The 16,527-nt window shown below is 73.8% G+C and carries 13 protein-coding genes; 9 read left to right on the forward strand and 4 right to left on the reverse strand.

Going from position 1 to position 16,527, the window contains the following annotated elements:
- Positions 1-851: 851 nt before the first annotated feature.
- The 3 genes from ACFW22_RS05935 to ACFW22_RS05945 all read right to left on the reverse strand — a co-directional run bounded on the left by ACFW22_RS05935 (position 852) and on the right by ACFW22_RS05945 (position 2,754).
- Positions 852-1,133 carry a hypothetical protein gene (locus ACFW22_RS05935; protein WP_386399466.1) on the reverse strand — a complete coding sequence of 94 codons (282 nt, stop codon included), beginning with the start codon at positions 1,131-1,133 and terminating at the stop codon, positions 852-854.
- Positions 1,134-1,358: 225 nt separating this feature from the next.
- Positions 1,359-2,285, reverse strand: coding sequence for a hypothetical protein (locus ACFW22_RS05940; protein ID WP_386399469.1), 927 nt, complete (start codon positions 2,283-2,285; stop codon positions 1,359-1,361).
- 229 nt (positions 2,286-2,514) lie between these two features.
- Positions 2,515-2,754, reverse strand: a complete 240-nt coding sequence (locus ACFW22_RS05945; protein ID WP_386399518.1) for a chaplin — start codon at positions 2,752-2,754, stop codon at positions 2,515-2,517.
- A 938-nt stretch (positions 2,755-3,692) separates the two neighbouring features.
- On the opposite strand from ACFW22_RS05945, the gene ACFW22_RS05950 reads away from it, so the two are divergent.
- From ACFW22_RS05950 to ACFW22_RS05985, 8 genes are all read left to right on the forward strand, one after another.
- On the forward strand, positions 3,693-4,844 hold the full coding sequence (locus ACFW22_RS05950) for a glycosyltransferase (RefSeq protein ID WP_386399472.1): 1,152 nt from the start codon (positions 3,693-3,695) through the stop codon (positions 4,842-4,844).
- A complete protein-coding gene (locus tag ACFW22_RS05955; protein WP_386399474.1) occupies positions 4,841-6,292 on the forward strand; it encodes an exopolysaccharide biosynthesis polyprenyl glycosylphosphotransferase in 1,452 nt (483 codons plus the stop codon). The genes ACFW22_RS05950 and ACFW22_RS05955 overlap by 4 nt, the downstream gene beginning before the upstream one ends.
- Before the next feature lie 2 nt (positions 6,293-6,294).
- The gene (locus ACFW22_RS05960) at positions 6,295-7,614 is read left to right on the forward strand and encodes an O-antigen ligase family protein (RefSeq protein ID WP_386399478.1); all 1,320 of its coding nucleotides are present in this window, start codon (positions 6,295-6,297) and stop codon (positions 7,612-7,614) included.
- Between the two features lie 427 nt (positions 7,615-8,041).
- Entirely contained in the window at positions 8,042-9,793 is a 1,752-nt protein-coding gene (gene murJ, locus ACFW22_RS05965) for a murein biosynthesis integral membrane protein MurJ (RefSeq protein ID WP_386399522.1), read from the forward strand.
- Positions 9,693-10,493: a polysaccharide deacetylase family protein gene (locus tag ACFW22_RS05970; RefSeq protein WP_386399480.1), complete on the forward strand. Its 801-nt coding sequence runs from the start codon at positions 9,693-9,695 to the stop codon at positions 10,491-10,493. Before murJ ends, ACFW22_RS05970 begins: the two co-directional genes overlap by 101 nt.
- Positions 10,490-11,623 (forward strand): glycosyltransferase, encoded by a 1,134-nt coding sequence (locus ACFW22_RS05975; protein ID WP_386399483.1) that lies wholly within the window; start codon positions 10,490-10,492, stop codon positions 11,621-11,623. Before ACFW22_RS05970 ends, ACFW22_RS05975 begins: the two co-directional genes overlap by 4 nt.
- 13 nt (positions 11,624-11,636) lie before the next feature.
- Positions 11,637-12,314 (forward strand): lipopolysaccharide biosynthesis protein, encoded by a 678-nt coding sequence (locus tag ACFW22_RS05980; protein ID WP_386399486.1) that lies wholly within the window; start codon positions 11,637-11,639, stop codon positions 12,312-12,314.
- Positions 12,311-13,435 (forward strand): GNAT family N-acetyltransferase, encoded by a 1,125-nt coding sequence (locus tag ACFW22_RS05985; RefSeq protein WP_386399489.1) that lies wholly within the window; start codon positions 12,311-12,313, stop codon positions 13,433-13,435. The genes ACFW22_RS05980 and ACFW22_RS05985 overlap by 4 nt, the downstream gene beginning before the upstream one ends.
- 25 nt (positions 13,436-13,460) lie before the next feature.
- On the opposite strand, the gene ACFW22_RS05990 is transcribed toward ACFW22_RS05985, so the two are convergent.
- Positions 13,461-14,924 (reverse strand): glycoside hydrolase family 26 protein, encoded by a 1,464-nt coding sequence (locus tag ACFW22_RS05990; RefSeq protein ID WP_386399492.1) that lies wholly within the window; start codon positions 14,922-14,924, stop codon positions 13,461-13,463.
- Between the two features lie 157 nt (positions 14,925-15,081).
- On the opposite strand from ACFW22_RS05990, the gene ACFW22_RS05995 reads away from it, so the two are divergent.
- Entirely contained in the window at positions 15,082-16,416 is a 1,335-nt protein-coding gene (locus ACFW22_RS05995) for an ATP-grasp domain-containing protein (RefSeq protein ID WP_386399495.1), read from the forward strand.
- The last annotated feature ends 111 nt before the right edge of the window (positions 16,417-16,527 follow it).

The raw sequence follows: 16,527 nt of genomic DNA on the forward strand, positions 1-16,527 counted from the left end.
GGGGCCGGGGGGCGCGGCGCGGGCGGGGCGCCCGGCGCGGCGGCCGGCGGGCGGGCCCCGGCGGCGGCCGGGGCCCCCGCCGGCGGCGGCGGCGGGGGGGGGTGCGTGGGAGGCGTCGTCGGCGGGTGCGTCGGCGGATGCGTGGGAGGGTGCGTCGGCGGCGTCGTCGGCGGATGCGTCGGCGGATGCGTGGGGGGCATCGTCGGCGGGTGCGTGGGAGGGTGCGTCGGCGGCGTCGTCGGGGGGTGCGTCGGCGGATGCGTCGGCGGATGCGTGGGCGGGTGCGTCGGGGGGTGCGTGGGCGGATGCGTCGGCGGATGCGTGGGCGGATGCGTCGGGGGCTCCGACGGCTCGCTCGGCTCCTCGCCGTAGCCGCCGGGTTCCTCCGCGTGGGCACAGAGGTCACCGACGGCCGCCGCGACGAAGCCGCCGAGATCCATCGTCTTGCCACAGACATCCGCTGGCAGGGGAGCCTGGTGATGGCCGGCCGCCCCGGAACCTGGCCCGTCGCCCGTACCGGCGTGGGCGTTCGCGGCCAGGGCGAATCCGCCGCTCAGCGACAGGATGCCGGTCGCTGCCGCCGCGGTGAGTACTTTCCTGGTGATCATGGACCGCATACCGCTCTTCCTCTGGAGAAAGGGAGAGACCGGCGAGGATCCCCCCTCGCTCCGACCGGCCTGCCCCACATCGACGTTCATGTGGGATCGGCCAGAGAGTATGGGTCGGCGCACGGTGCGAAGCAGGGGCCACACGGCAGCTGATCAGAAAATCATTCGATCAGCCGACCGTGAGGAACGGCGCTACCGAACGGCGCCGCAGATGCCCCTGGACCGTGCCCGGCTGAAGCCGCCTCAGCCGCCCAGCGGGAGACCGCCGGGCACCGGGAGGCCGCCCAGCAGCGGGGCGCCCTTGGTGGTCTCGTTCAACTGGGTGGCGGCGTCCGTGACGGTCTTGACCGGGGAGCCTTCCGTCGTGCTGCTCAGCACGTCGCTCTTCAGCCCATTGGCGGCGATCGCTTCGAGGCCACCGTTCAGACTGGTGGGGGTCAGCGCCTCCGTGGCCATGGCGGGCGCAGCGGCACCCATCGCCATCAGCGAACCGGCGACGACCGCGGCGACCTTGGTGGGCTTCATGGAGTGAATCCTTCCTCTGTGCTTTCAAGTCACTTGCCGTACGGGGCTCTTGGCCGAATCCCATACGTTGCTCTGCTTTCTGTAACGAGGACTGCGCGCCCCGGAAACTCCGGGAGGAAGGATTTCTCCGTACTGCACCCGATCGATGCGGCCCGGTGCTATTTGCCGATCGCATGAGCCCGGGCCGGCCCGACGGTCGTCGGGTCGGCCCGGGCTCGTGGACCGTTATCGAACGGGCAGCGGGGGCTTGACGGGGAGGTCCGGCGCGGCCCCCGGCGGGGTGACCGGCAGATCGGGCACGACCTCCGGCGGGGTGACCGGCAGGTCCGGCGCGGCCCCCGGGAGGGCCGGGAGCTCGGGGAGTCCGGCGAGGTCCGGCGCGGGCAGTCCGCTGCCGAGCACGGTGGCGACGGCGAGGTTGACCAGCGAGGTCAACGTCGAAGTGACCTGCGGCACGACTCCGGCGGCATCGCCCGAGGTGACCGCGGCGAGCAGGGCGGCGACGGCCTCCTCTACGCCTGCGAGGGCCTCGGACACGACGTCCGCCGGGGCGGCCTCGCGGATCGCCGCGGCCTTCGCCCCGGCCGCGACGGGCAGGCTCACGGGGGGCTCCGCCGGAAGGGTGACCGGAAGTTCCATCGCAGGGGGTTCCATCGCAGGGGGTTCCATCGCAGGGGGTTCCACCGCGGGGGGCTCGACCGCGGGGGGCTCGACGGGCAGCTCGGTCACCGGCGGCACGGCCGGCAACTCGGCCGCCGGAGGCTCCACCGGGGCGTCGACGGGCGGCGCGGTGACGGGGGCTTCCGGCGCGGGGGCGTCCGCGATCGGATCCGGGGCGGTGGCCTTCGCCTGGTCGACGGCCGCGGCGATCTTGCCCTTGAGGGCCTCGGCGTCCGCAGCGGGGAGTTGGCCGGAATCGGCCTTGAGCGCGGCCGTGACGAGTTCGGTCACGGGGGTCGTCACCGAGCCGAGCTCGCCGAGCGCCTCGGCCTGGGACAGCAAGGCGGCGGCATCGGGGAGGGGGGCGCGCGCTGCGCGGTCGACCGCGGGGGACGGGTGGTGTTCGCCGGCGATGGCGGGTCCCGCCGCGCCGAGGGTGAGGGCGGCGGATATCGCCAGGGCGGTGAGGTGGCGCGTGGCCAGGAGACGCATATGTGTTCCTTTTCCTTATGCGTCGGACAACTGCCCTCCCACCGTGCCTGCGGCCATAGCCCTCCGCAACCGCAGAACTACTCAGCGCCACGCCTCCGTTCGGGTGAATCCTTGCCCGCGGACTGCCCCTCGGAGGGGCGTGCGCCGTTGCACCGGACGGCGCACGCGATGCGCCCAAATGAGGACCGACCCCGCACCGGCTTCGGAAGGACCGATCAGGCGTGGCAGATCAGGCGTTGACGCAGGTGTTGCCGAAGGCCGGGTTCAGCGCGCCGATGACGCTGACGGTGTTGCCGCAGAGGTTGACCGGGACGTGGACCGGAACCTGGACGACGTTGCCGGAGGCGACACCGGGGGACTTCACGGCCGCGGCCTCGGCGCCGGCGTCGGCGGCAGCGGCACCGGCAGCACCGGCGACGGCGGCGGCGGCACCCACGGTCAGGACAACGGCCTTGGCGATACGGGACATGGAGAAGTGCTCCTCGATCGAATTCATGCAACTCGGATTGCGCGGACTGTTCGGCCCGGCTCCCTCAACAACGCCTTGGATTTTCATCGGTTGCTCTCCCGAACGGGTGACGTTCAACCGATCTATGGGCCATAGGAGGGTCATTCGAGCGACCGGGCGCGGAATGGCGCAACACGCACAACGAGGAACCGGGCACCTGGATACGGGAGTTAGGGTTTCCAGGCATCTAATGCTTACTATCGCCGGGCGCCGGGGTTATAACGTTCAGGAACGTTGCTTCCGGGCCCGCCGCGCGTTCACTCATTACGTGCGGACGACACCTCCCCCTCCCCCGGCCTTCTCGGGTCTTCCCTCCCTTCTCTCAGCAAAGCGGAGATCCTGTATGCGGAATTCAGCGACTCTTGCAGCTCGTCGCAGCGTGCGGTGCGCCCCGTCACCTGCGGTCCTGCCCGCTGCGCTGCCGGACGCCATCGCCGCCGCACCCGAGTTGGGGGAGGCGCCCCGCGCCCTCGTCGCCGAGGCGGACGACCGGTACCCGGAATTTCCGGCGAACACCCTGGTCAAACCGCTTAACCACCGGCCACGGAACCCAGTTCGCAGAAACCGATGTGCCGAGGGCGGCGCCGGGCGGACCGGAGCGATCGCCCACGACGACGACCACGGAACTTCCGGGGATTGTCCCGCCGCGGGGGCGAGCCGTTCGAACAGCATCCGCGTCTCCGATTCCGTCAATTCCCCGGAAGGCGCGCCGGACTCCGGCACCACCGAATTCGGATCGGGTGGGACCGCAGGTCGGGCGGCTGCCGCACATGCCCATGGAAACGTCTTCCACCTGCACGAACTGCGCAACGCGCCGTGCACGGGGGGCGATCGGGACCACGCCCGGTCCGACGGCAGGAACGGTGCCGGCCGGTTCGACCGCGCCTCCCTCCGGGCGGATGTGCGGCGCTGACGTGCGGTCACCACTCACCGAGAAGCCCCTGCCCGTCGCCGTCCTGCACGCGGTCCAGCCCGGTGACGGCGGAGTCGCCCGCGTCGTCGTCGACCTGGTCCGGGCCCAGCGCACCGCCGGTCTCCGGGTCGCCGTCGCCTGCCCGCCCGCCACCGAGCTCTCCGCCGCCGTCCGCGCCGAAGGAGCCGAGACGCACGACTGGCGGGCCGGACGCGACCCGGGCCCCGCACTCGCCCGTGAGACCCGGGACCTGGCGCGACTCCTCCGTGCGGTCCGCCCCGGGCTCGTACACGCGCACAGCGCCAAGGCGGGTCTGTGCGCTCGACTCGCCGTGCGGGGAAGCATTCCGACGGTGTACCAGCCGCACGCCTGGTCGTTCGAGGCGGTCGAAGGAACGATCGCCTCGCTCGCCCGGCGCTGGGAGCGGTTCGGCGCACGGTGGGCCGACCGGATCCTCTGTGTGAGCGAGGCCGAGCGGCGCACCGGTGAGGCGGCCGGGATCGTGGCCGACTGGTCGGTCGTCCACAACGGTGTGGACACGGCCCGGTTCGCGACCGGCGGACCGCCCGACAACCCCGCGCCCACGGTCGTCTGCGTGGGCCGCCTCTGCCGTCAGAAGGGGCAGGACGTGCTGCTCGCCGCCTGGCCCGGCGTCCTGGCGGAAGTGCCGACGGCCCGGCTCGTCCTGGTCGGCGACGGACCGGACGGCGGGACCCTGCGGGCCGCGGCCGGACCCTCGGTGCGGTTCACCGGGGCCGTGGGGGACACCGCGCCCTGGTACCGGGCCGCCGACGTGGTCGTCCTGCCGTCCCGTTGGGAAGGCATGGCGCTCGCCCCCCTGGAAGCCATGGCGAGCGGCCGTCCGGTCGTCGTCAGCGACGTCGACGGGGCGCGGGAGAGCCTGCCGCCCGCCCACGAACCCCTGTGCCTGGTTCCGCCCGAGGACCCGGCCGCACTCGCCGCCGCTCTGGTCCGCCTCCTCGGCCGGCCGGAACTGCGGCACCGCATGGGTCGCGAGGCCCATGCCCACGTCCTCAGCAGATTCGATGTCCGGCGCACCGGCGCGGCCGTCGCGGACGTCTACCGCGAGCTGGCCGGAGTGCGGGGGGCCGAGCACAGAGAGCCGATTGCGCAGTGACCACGGAAAGTACCAGCGTTCCCTCCTCGCCGGGGCCCTGGCCCACGGCGGGCCAGGCCTTCGGCCTCGCCTCCCTCGCTCCGCGCCGCGGCACCAGCGGCCGGCTCGCGGTGCCGCGTCACCGCCGTGCACGGACGCGCTCCGGCGTGGCGGCGCTCGTGGCCGTCGACGCCTCGGCCGTGCTGGCCGCCGCCGCGGCGCTGGGCACGACGCACCACGACCTCCGGCTCGTGCTGCCCGTGCTGGCGCTCGTGCTCCTACTGGACGGGCACGCGGGCCTGTACCGCCCGGCCGTGCACGTCCGGGCCCTGGACGAGTTGCCCTCGCTCGCCTCCCGCGCGGGTTTCGCCTGGTGCTCGGCGGCAGCCGCGATCGCCGCGTACTCCCCCGCCCTGGCGATCGGGCCGCTGCGGCTCTGCGCCGCCTATGCCGCCCACCTCACCGTGGCGTGCCTGGTGCGCGCCGCGCTGCTCGGGCGGCGGCGGCGCATCGCGCGGGCGCACCCGCGGTCCGCGCTGGTCATCGGCGGTACGGGAGCCGCCCGACGGTTCGCCGCCGCGGCCGTCCAGCACCCCGAGTACGGCATGCGTCCGGTCGGGATCGTCGGCGTGCCGGAGCAGGGCGGCGCCTCCCGGTCCACCGGGGAGGCCGGCCTTCCGGTGCTGACCACGACCGAGGAGATCCACCGGGCGGTCATCCAGAACGCCGTGTGCGACGCGGTGTTCCTGGACGAGGAACCGGGACTGGTGACGCTCTTCCAGCAGTACGGCTGCACCACCTGGAAGGTCGGCGGTCCGCAACAGCAGGGGCCGATGGGCGCGCACATGTGGGGCTACGCCTGGCACCGGCTCGTCCCGTTGGACGAGCGGCGCGGGCGGGTCGCGAAGCGGGTCCTCGACATCCTGCTCGCCGCCCCCGCGCTCGCGGTCGCGCTGCCGGTCCTGCTGCTGTGCGCGCTGGCCGTGCGGCTCTCGGACGGCCCCGGAGTGCTCTTCCGGCAGGAGCGGGTCGGCCAGCACGGGCACCTCTTCACCCTGCTCAAGTTCCGTACGCTGCGCCCCTCCGACGACACCGAGTCGGCGACCCGCTGGAACGTGGCGGGCGACCGGCGCATGAGCGCGGCCGGGAGCTTCCTGCGGAAGTCCTCGCTCGACGAGCTGCCGCAGTTGTGGAACGTGCTGCGCGGTGACATGAGCCTGGTCGGCCCCCGGCCCGAACGTCCTTACTTCGTGGCCCAGTTCAGCAAGATCCACACCGGGTACGCGGACCGGCACCGGATGCCGGTCGGTCTGACCGGCCTGGCCCAGGTGCACGGGCTGCGCGGCGACACCTCGATCGAGGACCGCTGCCGCTTCGACAACCACTACATCGACCACTGGTCGCTCTGGCAGGACGTCTGCATCCTGGTGCGCACCGCGGCCGGACTCGTCCGGCCCACGGGGAGCTGAGGATGGCCACGGCCGCGGCAGCGGTGCCGGTGGTGCGGGAGACGACCGAGGTACGGGACTGGGCCCGTCGGGTCGGGGCGATGTCCCCGGTCCTCGCCGTGATCGCACTGCTGTTGGTGCCGGGGGGCGGCGGCGCCCAGGGAGGCACCGGCGGCACCGGAACGGTCGCGGACGCGGCCTCCGGGCTCCTCGTCCTGTTCTGCCTGGTGCGGGTGCTGCGCGACGGGACCAGGCCGCTGACCCGGGCGGCGGCCGTCGTGCTCGGGCTGCCGGTGCTCGGGATCTGTCTCTCCGCGATCACCTCGAACGACCCGGGGGCGAGCCTCCCGGGCGTGGCGCGCTACGTGCAGGTCTTCGTCCTCGTCCCGGCCGCGGTGCTGCTGACGGTCCGGGACCGACGGGACTTCGCGGTGATCGCCTGGGGGCTCGTCGGGTTCGCGCTGCTGCAGGGCGCGGTCGGGGTGGTCCAGTACCTGACGGGCACGGGCGCCTCGTACCAGGGCGAGGACGTCCGGGCCGTCGGCACCTTCGGGGCCACCGACGTGATGGGCATGGCGACGGTCGTGGCGTACGGCCTCGTCGTCGTCACCGGGATCGCGCTCGGGAGCGGCCCCGGGCGCGCCCGTACGGTCGCGACGGTCTGTGCGGGCCTGCTCTTCCTCCCGCTGGTGCTGTCGTTCAGCCGGGGCGCCTGGATCGCGACCGTCCTCGCCTGCGCGGTCCAGTTGCTGCTCTCCGGGGTGCGGCGGGCGGTCCGCGTGGCGCTGGCCGCGGGAGCCCTCGGGGTGGTCCTGGTCGGCGGCCTGGGGATCGGCTCGACCATGGTGGAGGAGCGGGTCGCCAGCATCACCCGGGTGACCGCCGCACCGGACCAGTCGGTGACGGACCGGTACACGATGTGGGCGGCGGCCGGACGGATGTGGCGGGCGGAACCGGTCACCGGCGTCGGCCTCAAGGGCTTCCCCCAGTACCGCGACTCGAACGCCTCGCTCGCGCTCTCCTCGGGCAGCGACACCGCCGGCGCGGGCGCCGGCTTCGCGCGCCAGCCGCTGCTCTCCCCGCACAACATGTACCTGCTGGTGCTGAGCGAGCAGGGCCTGGTGGGACTCCTCGCCCTGGTGGGCAGCTGGGTGGCGCTGCTCGTCGGCGCGTTGCGGCGGCAGCGGCTCGGCGCGGACTGCGCGCTCGTCGCGACGGGCCTGCTGGCCTGGCAGCTCATCGACTTCTTCTACGCCGACATCGGCGGTCCCTCGACGGTGCTGATGTCGGTCGTGCTCGGCCTGGCTGCCTGGTGGTCGCTGGCGGAGGTGAGGCGTGCGTGACCCGTGGACCGGGGAGCCCGAGGCCACGGACTCCCCGTGGCCCGAAGGGGCCCGCCCGGCACCCCGGTCCCCCCGTGCCGATCCGCTGACCGACCCCTGGTCCACCCCGCCTCCGGGCCCCACGGACTCCCCGTGGCCCCCGGAGGCAGTCGTACGGTCGGGGCCGGACGGGCCGGTGGACCGCACGACTGCCTCGGAGGCGGCCGGGGCAGCGGTGGCGGGCGCCGCGATCGCCCGCGCCATCCGGGGCGCCAGGGCCGCCCGGGGGGCCTCCGGGACCGGCCCGGGCGGCGCGCCCGGTGCGGGCGCCGTCACCGAAGCGGCGAGCGGCGGCTCCCCGGCGGCCCCGGCGGGCACCGGGTGCGAAGCGGCTCCCGCGGACGCCCGGCCGGCAGCAGGGGTCCCGCGGTTGCCGCGGCCGGCCGTCGTGGGTTCGACGCCGTCGTCCGCCGGACGCGTCCCGTCCCGTCCCGGGGCACCGGCCGCCCGGTCCGCCGGACGCCGGCGGCGCTCCCCCGCCCGGGCTGCCGGGGGCGGGAGGTTCCTGGCGAAGGCGGCGGCGGTGACCGCGGGCCTCACCGCGGCCGGGGCGGTGCTGGGGCTGGTGCGGGACCAGATCCTGGCCGGGTACTTCGGGGCCGGTGCGGGCACCGATGCGTTCCTGGTGGCGTGGACGGTGCCCGAGTTCGCCTCGACGCTCCTCATCGAGGACGCCATGGCGCTGATCATGGTGCCCGCCTTCTCCCGCGCCCTGGCCCGCCGTTCGCACGCACCGTCCGGTGACCCGGTGCACGCCCTGGTGCGCGGGACGCTGCCCCGGATCGTCCTCGCCCTCGGGGTCGCCGCCGCCCTCGTGATCGTCGCCGCACCGCTGCTCGTGGCGGCGCTCGCACCGGGACTGCCCCATCCGGAGCTGGCCGTCGACTGCACGCGGCTCACCGGCACCTGCGTGCTGACCTTCGCGCTCGTGGGGTACTGCTCGGCCGCGCTCCGGGCACACGGCCGCTTCCTGCCGCCCGCGACGATCTACCTGGCGTACAACGTCGGGATCATCGGCACGATCCTGGTGCTGCGCGAGCCGTGGGGGGTGCGTTCCGCCGCCGCCGGGGTGGCCGTCGGCGGGGTCCTGATGGTTCTCGTCCAGGCCCCCGTGCTCCTGCGGGAACTCCGGATCCGACCCGCGCCGTTGCCGGAGGCCGGATCCCGCACGGACGCGGGCGACGGGCGCGTCCTGCTGCTCGGACTGATCGCGCCGGTCGTCGTCTTCTCGCTGTGCCGCCAGTCGCAGACCCTGATCGAGCGGTTCCTCGCCTCGCCGTTGCCCGCCGGCGCCATCTCCCACCTGAACTACGCGCAGAAGGTGGCGCAGATGCCGATGATCCTCTCCCTGATGCTGTGCACGGTGAGCTTCCCGGTGGTTGCCCGCGCCCTCGCGACGGGCGACGCGGAGGAGGCCCGTCGACGGGTCGAGCGGGACCTGCTGCTCGCCGCCGTCGTGGTGCTGGTCGGCGCCTCCACCGTCATCGCCTCGGCCCCCCGGATCATCGAGATCCTCTTCGAACGGGGCGAGTTCACCCCGGCCGACACGGCCTCCACCGCCGGCGTCATGCGGGTGTACGCGCTCGGCCTGCTCGGGCAGACGCTGGTCGGCGCCCTCGTCCGCTGCTACTTCTCCGCCGCCCGCCCGCTCTGGTTCCCGGCCGCCGCCATGGGCGTCGGATTGGCCACGACCGCCCTCGCCGGCATTCCCGGCGCCCAGCACTGGGGCGCGGTCGGCATCGCCGCCGCCAACGCCCTCGGCATCACCCTCACCGCCGTCCTGCTGCTCCGGGGCTCCCACCGCCAGGCCGTCCCGGTCCGGGCGGGCCGGCTCGGCAAGGGACTGCTCCGGCTCTCCCTCGTGGGCGCGATGGCCACCGGAGCCGGCTGGTCCTGTCAGCTCGCGATCGGGCCCGCGGCCCCGGCCGTCGCAGCCGCCGGTGCGGTCGTCATCGCCGTCTTCCTGCTCTTCCTCGTCTGCGCCCCCGAGGCGCCCGAGATCCCGCCCCTGCCCCGCTCCGCCTTCCGGAGGACCCTCCATGCCCGCCGCCACCGCGCTGCGCCGCCTGCTGCCGAAGCCGTCCCCGTGGAAGCCGCCCCTGTGGGTGGCGATGTACCACTCGATCACGGACACCGCTGACGACCCGTACCGGGTGACCGTGTCCCCCGTGCGCTTCGCCCGGCAACTGCACTGGCTGGGCGACCGGGGGCTACGCGGGGTCTCGGTGCGGGAGCTGCTCTCCGCCGCCGCCGAGGGGCGCGCCAAGGGACTCGTGGGCCTGACCTTCGACGACGGGTACGCGGATTTCCTCGACTCGGCGCTACCGCTGCTGCGCCGGCACGACTTCACCGCCACGGTGTACGTGCTGCCGGGCCGCCTGGGCGGCGAGAACGGCTGGGACACCGCCGGACCGCGCAAGACGCTGCTCGACGAGGACGGGATCCTGCGGATCGCCGAAGCCGGCATGGAGATCGGCTCGCACGGCCTGATGCACGTCCCGCTCGCCGGAGCCGACGACGCGGTGCTCGCCGCCGAGACCCGACGGAGCCGCGAACTCCTGGAGGAGATGACCGGCCGACCGGTGGAGGGCTTCTGCTACCCGTACGGGCAGGTCGACCCCCGTGCCGTCCACGCCGTGCGCAAGGCCGGTTACCGCTACGCCTGCGCGATCGACCCCGGCCCGCACACCAGCGTCCACGCACTGCCGCGCGTCCACATCGGCGAGGACGACACCTCCTGGCGACTCACCGCGAAGCGCATCCTGCACCCCCTGCGCCGCCGCCACCCCGGCGACCTGGCCCCCGCCCCGTACGACCCGACGTCGGTCGGTGCGCGGTGAAGGTCCTGCACGTCATCACCGGCCTCGGCATCGGCGGGGCCGAGCAGCAGTTGCGCCTGCTGCTGAGGCACCTCCCGCTGCGCAGCGAAGTGGTCACGCTCACCAATCCGGGGGCGGTCGCCGCGGGCATCGAGGCCGACGGCACCCCCGTCACCCATCTCGGGATGACCGGGAACCGCGACCTCGGGGCGCTGCCCCGGCTCGCCCGGATCGTCCGGCGGGGCCGCTACGACCTCGTCCACACCCACCTCTACCGGGCGTGTGTGTACGGCAGGACGGCGGCCCGGCTCGCCGGGGTGCGCCGGGTCATCGCCACCGAGCACTCCCTCGGCGAGACCCAGATCGAGGGCCGCCCGCTGTCCGCGGGCACCCGTGCCCTCTATCTCGCCTCCGAGCGGCTCGGCACCGCCACGGTGGCGGTGTCCCCCAGCGTCGCCCGTCGGCTCGCCGACTGGGGGGTGCCCCCGGACCGGATCCGGACCGTCCCCAACGGCATCGAGACCGACCGGTTCGCCTTCGACGCCCGGGCCCGCCACCGCACCCGGGGACTGCTCGGCCTCCCCGAGGACGCGTACGTCGTGGGCGGGGTCGGGCGGCTCGCTCCGGGCAAGCGGTTCGACCGGCTGGTGCGGGCGGTGGCCTCGGTGCCGGAGGCCCGGCTGCTGCTCGTCGGCGAGGGCGAGCACCGGGCGGAGCTGCTGCGGACGGCCCGCGCGTCCGGGGCCGCCGACCGGGTCCTCCTCGTCGGGGCCTGCGAGGACCCGCCGACCGCGGGCTCGTCGGGCCCCTCGCTGCCCGAACTGCTCTCCGCGATGGACGCCTTCGTGTCCACGTCCCCCGACGAGACCTTCGGGCTCGCGGTCGTCGAGGCGCTCGCCGCGGGCCTTCCGGTGCGGTACGCGGCCTGCCCGGCGATCGAGGACCTGCCCCCGGACGCGGCACCGGGGGCCCGGCGGATCGGCACCTCCACCAGCGAGCTGGCCGCCGAACTGCGCGGCATCCGGGACGCCCGGCCCGCCCGGCTCCCGCTGCCGGCCGCGGCCCGCCGCTACGACATCGCGCACAGCGCACGGCAGTTGATGTCCCTCTACGACCAGGCCGTCCACGGCACCCCCTCCCCCGCGAAGTGAGAGAACCCGTCCCATGAACACCACCCCCACACGCTTCCTGCTCCGCCCCGGCCTGCGTCCGCCCGGCCGCTGGGCCGTGCTCCCGGCCGCCGTCCTCGCAGGGGCGGCCCTCGGCGGCGGTTACGGAGCCCTGAAGACCCCGGAGTACGCGGCGACCAGCTACGTCATCGTCGTACCGGCCGAGAAGTCCGACCCCGCGGGAGCCCTCGGCTTCGCCCAGGCCTACGGACGGGTCGCCACCGACATCGCGGTGACCGGCGACGCCCAGGTCTGGTCCGGGGTCACCGCCGACACCCTGCGGAAGAACGTCCAGGCCGCGACCTCGCCGGACGCTCCGATGATCTCGATCACCGCGCGGTCCGCGAAGCCCTCCCAGGCGGTCTCCATGGCCGACGGGGTGGCCCGTGCGCTGGTGCTGAACAGCACGCAGGTCTCCGCGAGCACCGGGGTGAAGATCGTCCAGTTCTCCCGTGCCACCAAGCCGGTCACCCCGGTCTCCCCGTCCGTGCCGCTCTCCGCGCTCGTCGGCGGCTGTGCGGGCGGGCTCCTCGGCGGCCTGGCCCTCCTGGTCCGTCCGAAGCGCACCGCCCCGCGCGGCGAAGCCCGGCACTCCCGGCAGTCGCCCGCGTCGACCGCCACCGCCCCGGTGCCCGCCCCGGCCGTGGCCGCACACCAGCCGGGGGCGGCGTGACCCGGGGAATCCTGCGGACCGAGATCTGCCGTGACGAGGAGAAGTTCGGGCGGCTTTCGGCCGAGTGGACGGCGCTGTACGGCCGCTGTGCCTCCGCGACCCCCTTCCAGTCCCACTCCTGGCTGCACTCCTGGTGGCTCTCGTACGGTCGGCCCGGTGCGCTGCGGGTGGTGCTCGTACGGCGGGAGGGCGGAGAACTCGTGGCCGCCGCACCCCTGATGCGGGCCCGCGGGCCGCTGCCCGTCCTCACCCAGCTCGGTGGGGCGATCACCGACTTCACGGACGTGCTCCTCGACGACGCGTGTCCGGAGGCGGCACCCGCGCTGGCCGGGGCACTCGCGCGGGCCGGACGGGGCGCGGTGATCGACCTGCGGGAGGTACGGCCCGGGGCTGCCGTCGAGCGCGTCTTCGCACGTTGGCACGGCCCCCGCCGCCGACTTCCCGACTCGATCTGCCTGGAACTGCCCGCGGTGCCGATGGAGGGCCTGCTCGAACGGATCCCCTCGGGGAAGGCCCAGCGGGTCCGGGCCAAGCTGCGCAAGCTGGACGCACTGGGCATCGACGCCCACGTGGTGACCGGAGAGGAGGTACCGGCCGCCATCGACCGGCTCCTGGAGCTCCACCGGCTCCAGTGGCAGGGCCGGGGAGTGACCGTCGAGCACACCAGCGAGCGGTTCGCCCAGCACCTCGCCCGGGCCGTGCGCCCCATGGTGGAGCACGGTGCCGCGATGGTGACCGAGTTCCGGCTCGCCGGGGACGTGGTCGCCGCCGACCTCACCCTGATGTCCCCGCGGCTGGCCGGCGGCTACCTGTACGGCGCCGATCCGTCCCTGCGGGCCCGCAAGGTGGACGTGGCGGCGATGCTGCTGCGGCACGGGGCCCGGGAGACCAGCACGGGCGGACGCGCCACGCTGAGCATGTTGCGGGGCAGCGAGCCGTACAAGCAGCACTGGCGCCCCGAACCGGTCCGCAACCGCCGTCTGCTCCTCACCGGGCGCGGCACGGCCCCGCTCCTCTGGCTGCGCGCGGGCGCGGCCGACGCCCGGCGGTGGACGGCCCGGCAGGCGCGCGAGCGCCCCTGGGTGGGACGGGCCCTCGGGCGCGGCGCCGGTGGCAAGTGAGCCACCACCGGCGCCGCACGGGGTGTCAGAAGGGCCAGACCCGCTTCAACGCGTCCTTCCAGCCGAGGTCGGCCTCCTCCTTCCAGTCGGACGTGGGAATGCAGACGGGTCCACCGAGCCAGTTCTCGACCCATGAACCGAGGTCCACGGTCCAGCAGTTGGGATTCGGCTCGGGGGTCGGCGTGGGTGTGGGTGTGGGTGTGGGTGTGGGCGTGGGGGTGGGTGTGGGTGTGGGGGTCGGCGTCGGATCGGGCGTCGGCGTGGGCGACGGCTCCGTCGGATCGGGCGTCGGCGTCGGATCAGGCGTCGGCGTCGGATCAGGCGTCGGCGTCGGCGTCGGCTCCGTGGGATCGGGCGTCGGCGTGGGCGTCGGCTCCGTGGGATCGGGCGTCGGCGTGGGCGTCGGCTCCGTGGGATCAGGCGTCGGCGTGGGCGTCGGCTCCGTGGGATCAGGCGTCGGCGTCGGCTCCGTCGGGAGGTCGGGTTCCGTGCCGTACAGCATCTGCCGGAAGACCAGTGACGATTCCGGATTGTCGTCGCACTGCCAAACGCCGTGCGGACAGTAGTCGGTGATCGTGTGGTACAGCGGCTGGTGCCGTTTCATCCATTCCAGCATGTTCCGCATGTACGTGGGGTTGTCGCCGTTCCGGAAGAGCCCCCACTCCGGATAGGAGATCTGCTTTCCGTGTTCGGCGGCGAAATCGATCTGCTTCTGGAGGCCGTACGGTTCGCGGACGTGCTGGTCGAAACTGCTCCCCCGGGGCTGGTCGTACGAATCCATGCCGATGATGTCGACGACGTCGTCGCCCGGGTAGCACTCGGTCCACGGAATCGCGTCGCGGCCACGGCTCGGATTGAAGTCGAAGCGGAACTCCTGCCCCGGCACGGAACGCATCGCGGCGACGATCCGGTTCCAGTACTTCTTCCAGGCGGTGGGATCGGGGGCGCACCGATGGGTGTAGGTGGTGCCGTTCATCTCCCAGCCGAGGACGAGGACGGTGTCCCTGGCGTCCAGGGCCACCAGGCGCTCGGCGAGCTTCCTGAAGTGGTGGTCGAAGTACCCGGCGGCGCCGAGCCGGAGCTGGTGGCGGACCTCGCGGTCGGACACGCCGGCCTCGTTGCGCTCCAGCATGGGCACGTTGAGCACGAACATGCGGTCGGCGCGCTCGTTGCGCCAGTCCGCCCAGGCGTCGAGGAAGCCGGGGGGCCCCTCGATGTTCTTCCAGAGGTCTCCGGGCAGGTAGGTGTGCCCGACACGGAGCTCACGGCCGCCGAGCCAGCGTTCCAACTGCTCGATGCGGGCCACCCCGAGCGAACCCGAGTCGAGGAACGCCCCCATGGCACTGGAGGGGGTCGGTTCGGGGACTTTCGTCGTTACGGATCCGATGGAGTAGGCGGAGGACGACAGCGCGACCGAACCGGAAACGAGGAGACCTGCGGTGAACACCCCCAGCCATCTTCTCGATGTTCTCCGATGTGCAGTGGCCATGGCCGCTCCTTCACCTCATACACCACTTGATGATCCGTCAATCCGATACTCCGAAAGTATTCCTAATGGGCCGACAGTGACCTCGGCTCCTGCCTGATCAATAGTCCATTAGAGGATTTCATCGCCCAGTTGGGGCACCCGAGATGAAGGACATGCCGTGCCGAGTTTTGACACCAGCGTCCCCACCGTCCTCGTACGGCTCGACCGGAACCCCTTCCATCACGGCACTCTCGGCGCCACCCGCTCGCTGGGAAGGGCCGGAATTCCGGTGCATGCCGTCATCGAATCGAGCACCAGCCCGGTCGCCCGTTCCCGCTACATCCGTTCGATCCACGAACGGCCCGCGACGAACTCGCCGAGCGAACTCGCGGTCCTGCTGAACCGGATCGCGGACGAGGTCACCGACACCCCGTCACACCCCGTGCTGGCCGTCCCGCTGGACGACGTCAGCGCCCTGGCGCTGGCCCGCCGCCCCACCGGACTGGCCTCGCGCTTCCTGCTGCCCGAGCAGACCGAGGAACAGTTGCTGCGGGTCGCGGACAAGGCGGCGCTCGCCGAGACCTGCGCCGATCTCGGCCTGCCGCATCCCCGCACCGAACTCCCCGGAGGTGCCGACGAGGCCGCCGCCATGGCGTGGTCGCTCGGGCTCCCGGTGGTCGCCAAGTGGAGCCGGCCCTGGCTGCTCCCGCCCGGGTGCGGACTGCGCAGCACCTCGATCGTGCGCTCACTGGCCGACGTCAGGGAGCTGTACGCCCGCACCCCGGAAGCAGGCAGCCGGCTGCTGCTCCAGGAACTCCTCCCGGCGGGTCGGGACCTCGACTGGTTCTTCCACGGGTACGTGGACTCCGCGGGTCGCTGCCCCACCGGGGCGACCGGGCGCAAGGAGCGTTCCTGGCCGGACGGGGCCGGACTGACCGCCTCCGGCCGCTGGGCGAGGAACCCCGCCGTCGACCGGACGGCCCGCGAGCTCCTCGGCGCGCTCGACTACCGGGGCGTGTGCGATCTGGACTTCCGGTTGAACCGGGCGACCGGCGCGTACCACCTGCTCGACTTCAACCCCCGGCCCGGCGCACAGTTCCGGCTCTTCACCGACCCGGACGGCCTGGACGTGGTGCGCGCGCTCCACCTCGACCTCACCGGTCGCCCCGTGCCGCCGCACTCCCCCGCCTACGGACGCCGGATCCTGGTCGAGAACTACGCGCTGCTCTCGCTGCTCGCCTCCCCCCGCCGCCGGTACGCGCCCGAGCCCGGCGACACCCGGGCGCGGACCGAATGCGCCTGGTTCGCGGTCGACGACCCGCTGCCCCTGCTCGCCATGGGCCGCAGCTGGCTCGCGCACCTGCTGCGCAAGTCCCTGGCCGCGCTGCGCCGGAGGCTCGGGTCCCGCCGGACGCCCGGAGCCGTGGCTCCCGTACCGCCCCCGGCCCGCGCACCTCGGACCGGTTCCCCCGACGGCGCACCCGGACGGCGCCGCGGAGAGGTCGACGCGTGATCCGGTGGTTTCCGGTGCCGCCCCCGGGACCGGACCGAGCGGCGCGGTCCACCGGATGACGAAGGGGTCGGCCCCGGGGAGCGATCGCTCCCCGGGGCCGACCCCTTCGTC

Origin of the sequence: Streptomyces sp. NPDC058872 (assembly GCF_042743065.1) — a bacterium.
Lineage (GTDB): Bacteria > Actinomycetota > Actinomycetes > Streptomycetales > Streptomycetaceae > Streptomyces.

What these genes read in the sequence shown, in the direction of transcription:
- ACFW22_RS05945 (WP_386399518.1), bottom strand. Translation starts at nt 2,754, where the DNA reads ATGTCCCGTATCGCCAAGGCCGTTGTCCTGACCGTGGGTGCCGCCGCC.
- ACFW22_RS05980 (WP_386399486.1), top strand. Translation starts at nt 11,637, where the DNA reads ATGAACACCACCCCCACACGCTTCCTGCTCCGCCCCGGCCTGCGTCCG.
- ACFW22_RS05960 (WP_386399478.1), top strand. Translation starts at nt 6,295, where the DNA reads ATGGCCACGGCCGCGGCAGCGGTGCCGGTGGTGCGGGAGACGACCGAG.
- ACFW22_RS05950 (WP_386399472.1), top strand. Translation starts at nt 3,693, where the DNA reads ATGTGCGGCGCTGACGTGCGGTCACCACTCACCGAGAAGCCCCTGCCC.
- ACFW22_RS05940 (WP_386399469.1), bottom strand. Translation starts at nt 2,285, where the DNA reads ATGCGTCTCCTGGCCACGCGCCACCTCACCGCCCTGGCGATATCCGCC.
- ACFW22_RS05990 (WP_386399492.1), bottom strand. Translation starts at nt 14,924, where the DNA reads ATGGCCACTGCACATCGGAGAACATCGAGAAGATGGCTGGGGGTGTTC.
- ACFW22_RS05935 (WP_386399466.1), bottom strand. Translation starts at nt 1,133, where the DNA reads ATGAAGCCCACCAAGGTCGCCGCGGTCGTCGCCGGTTCGCTGATGGCG.
- ACFW22_RS05970 (WP_386399480.1), top strand. Translation starts at nt 9,693, where the DNA reads ATGCCCGCCGCCACCGCGCTGCGCCGCCTGCTGCCGAAGCCGTCCCCG.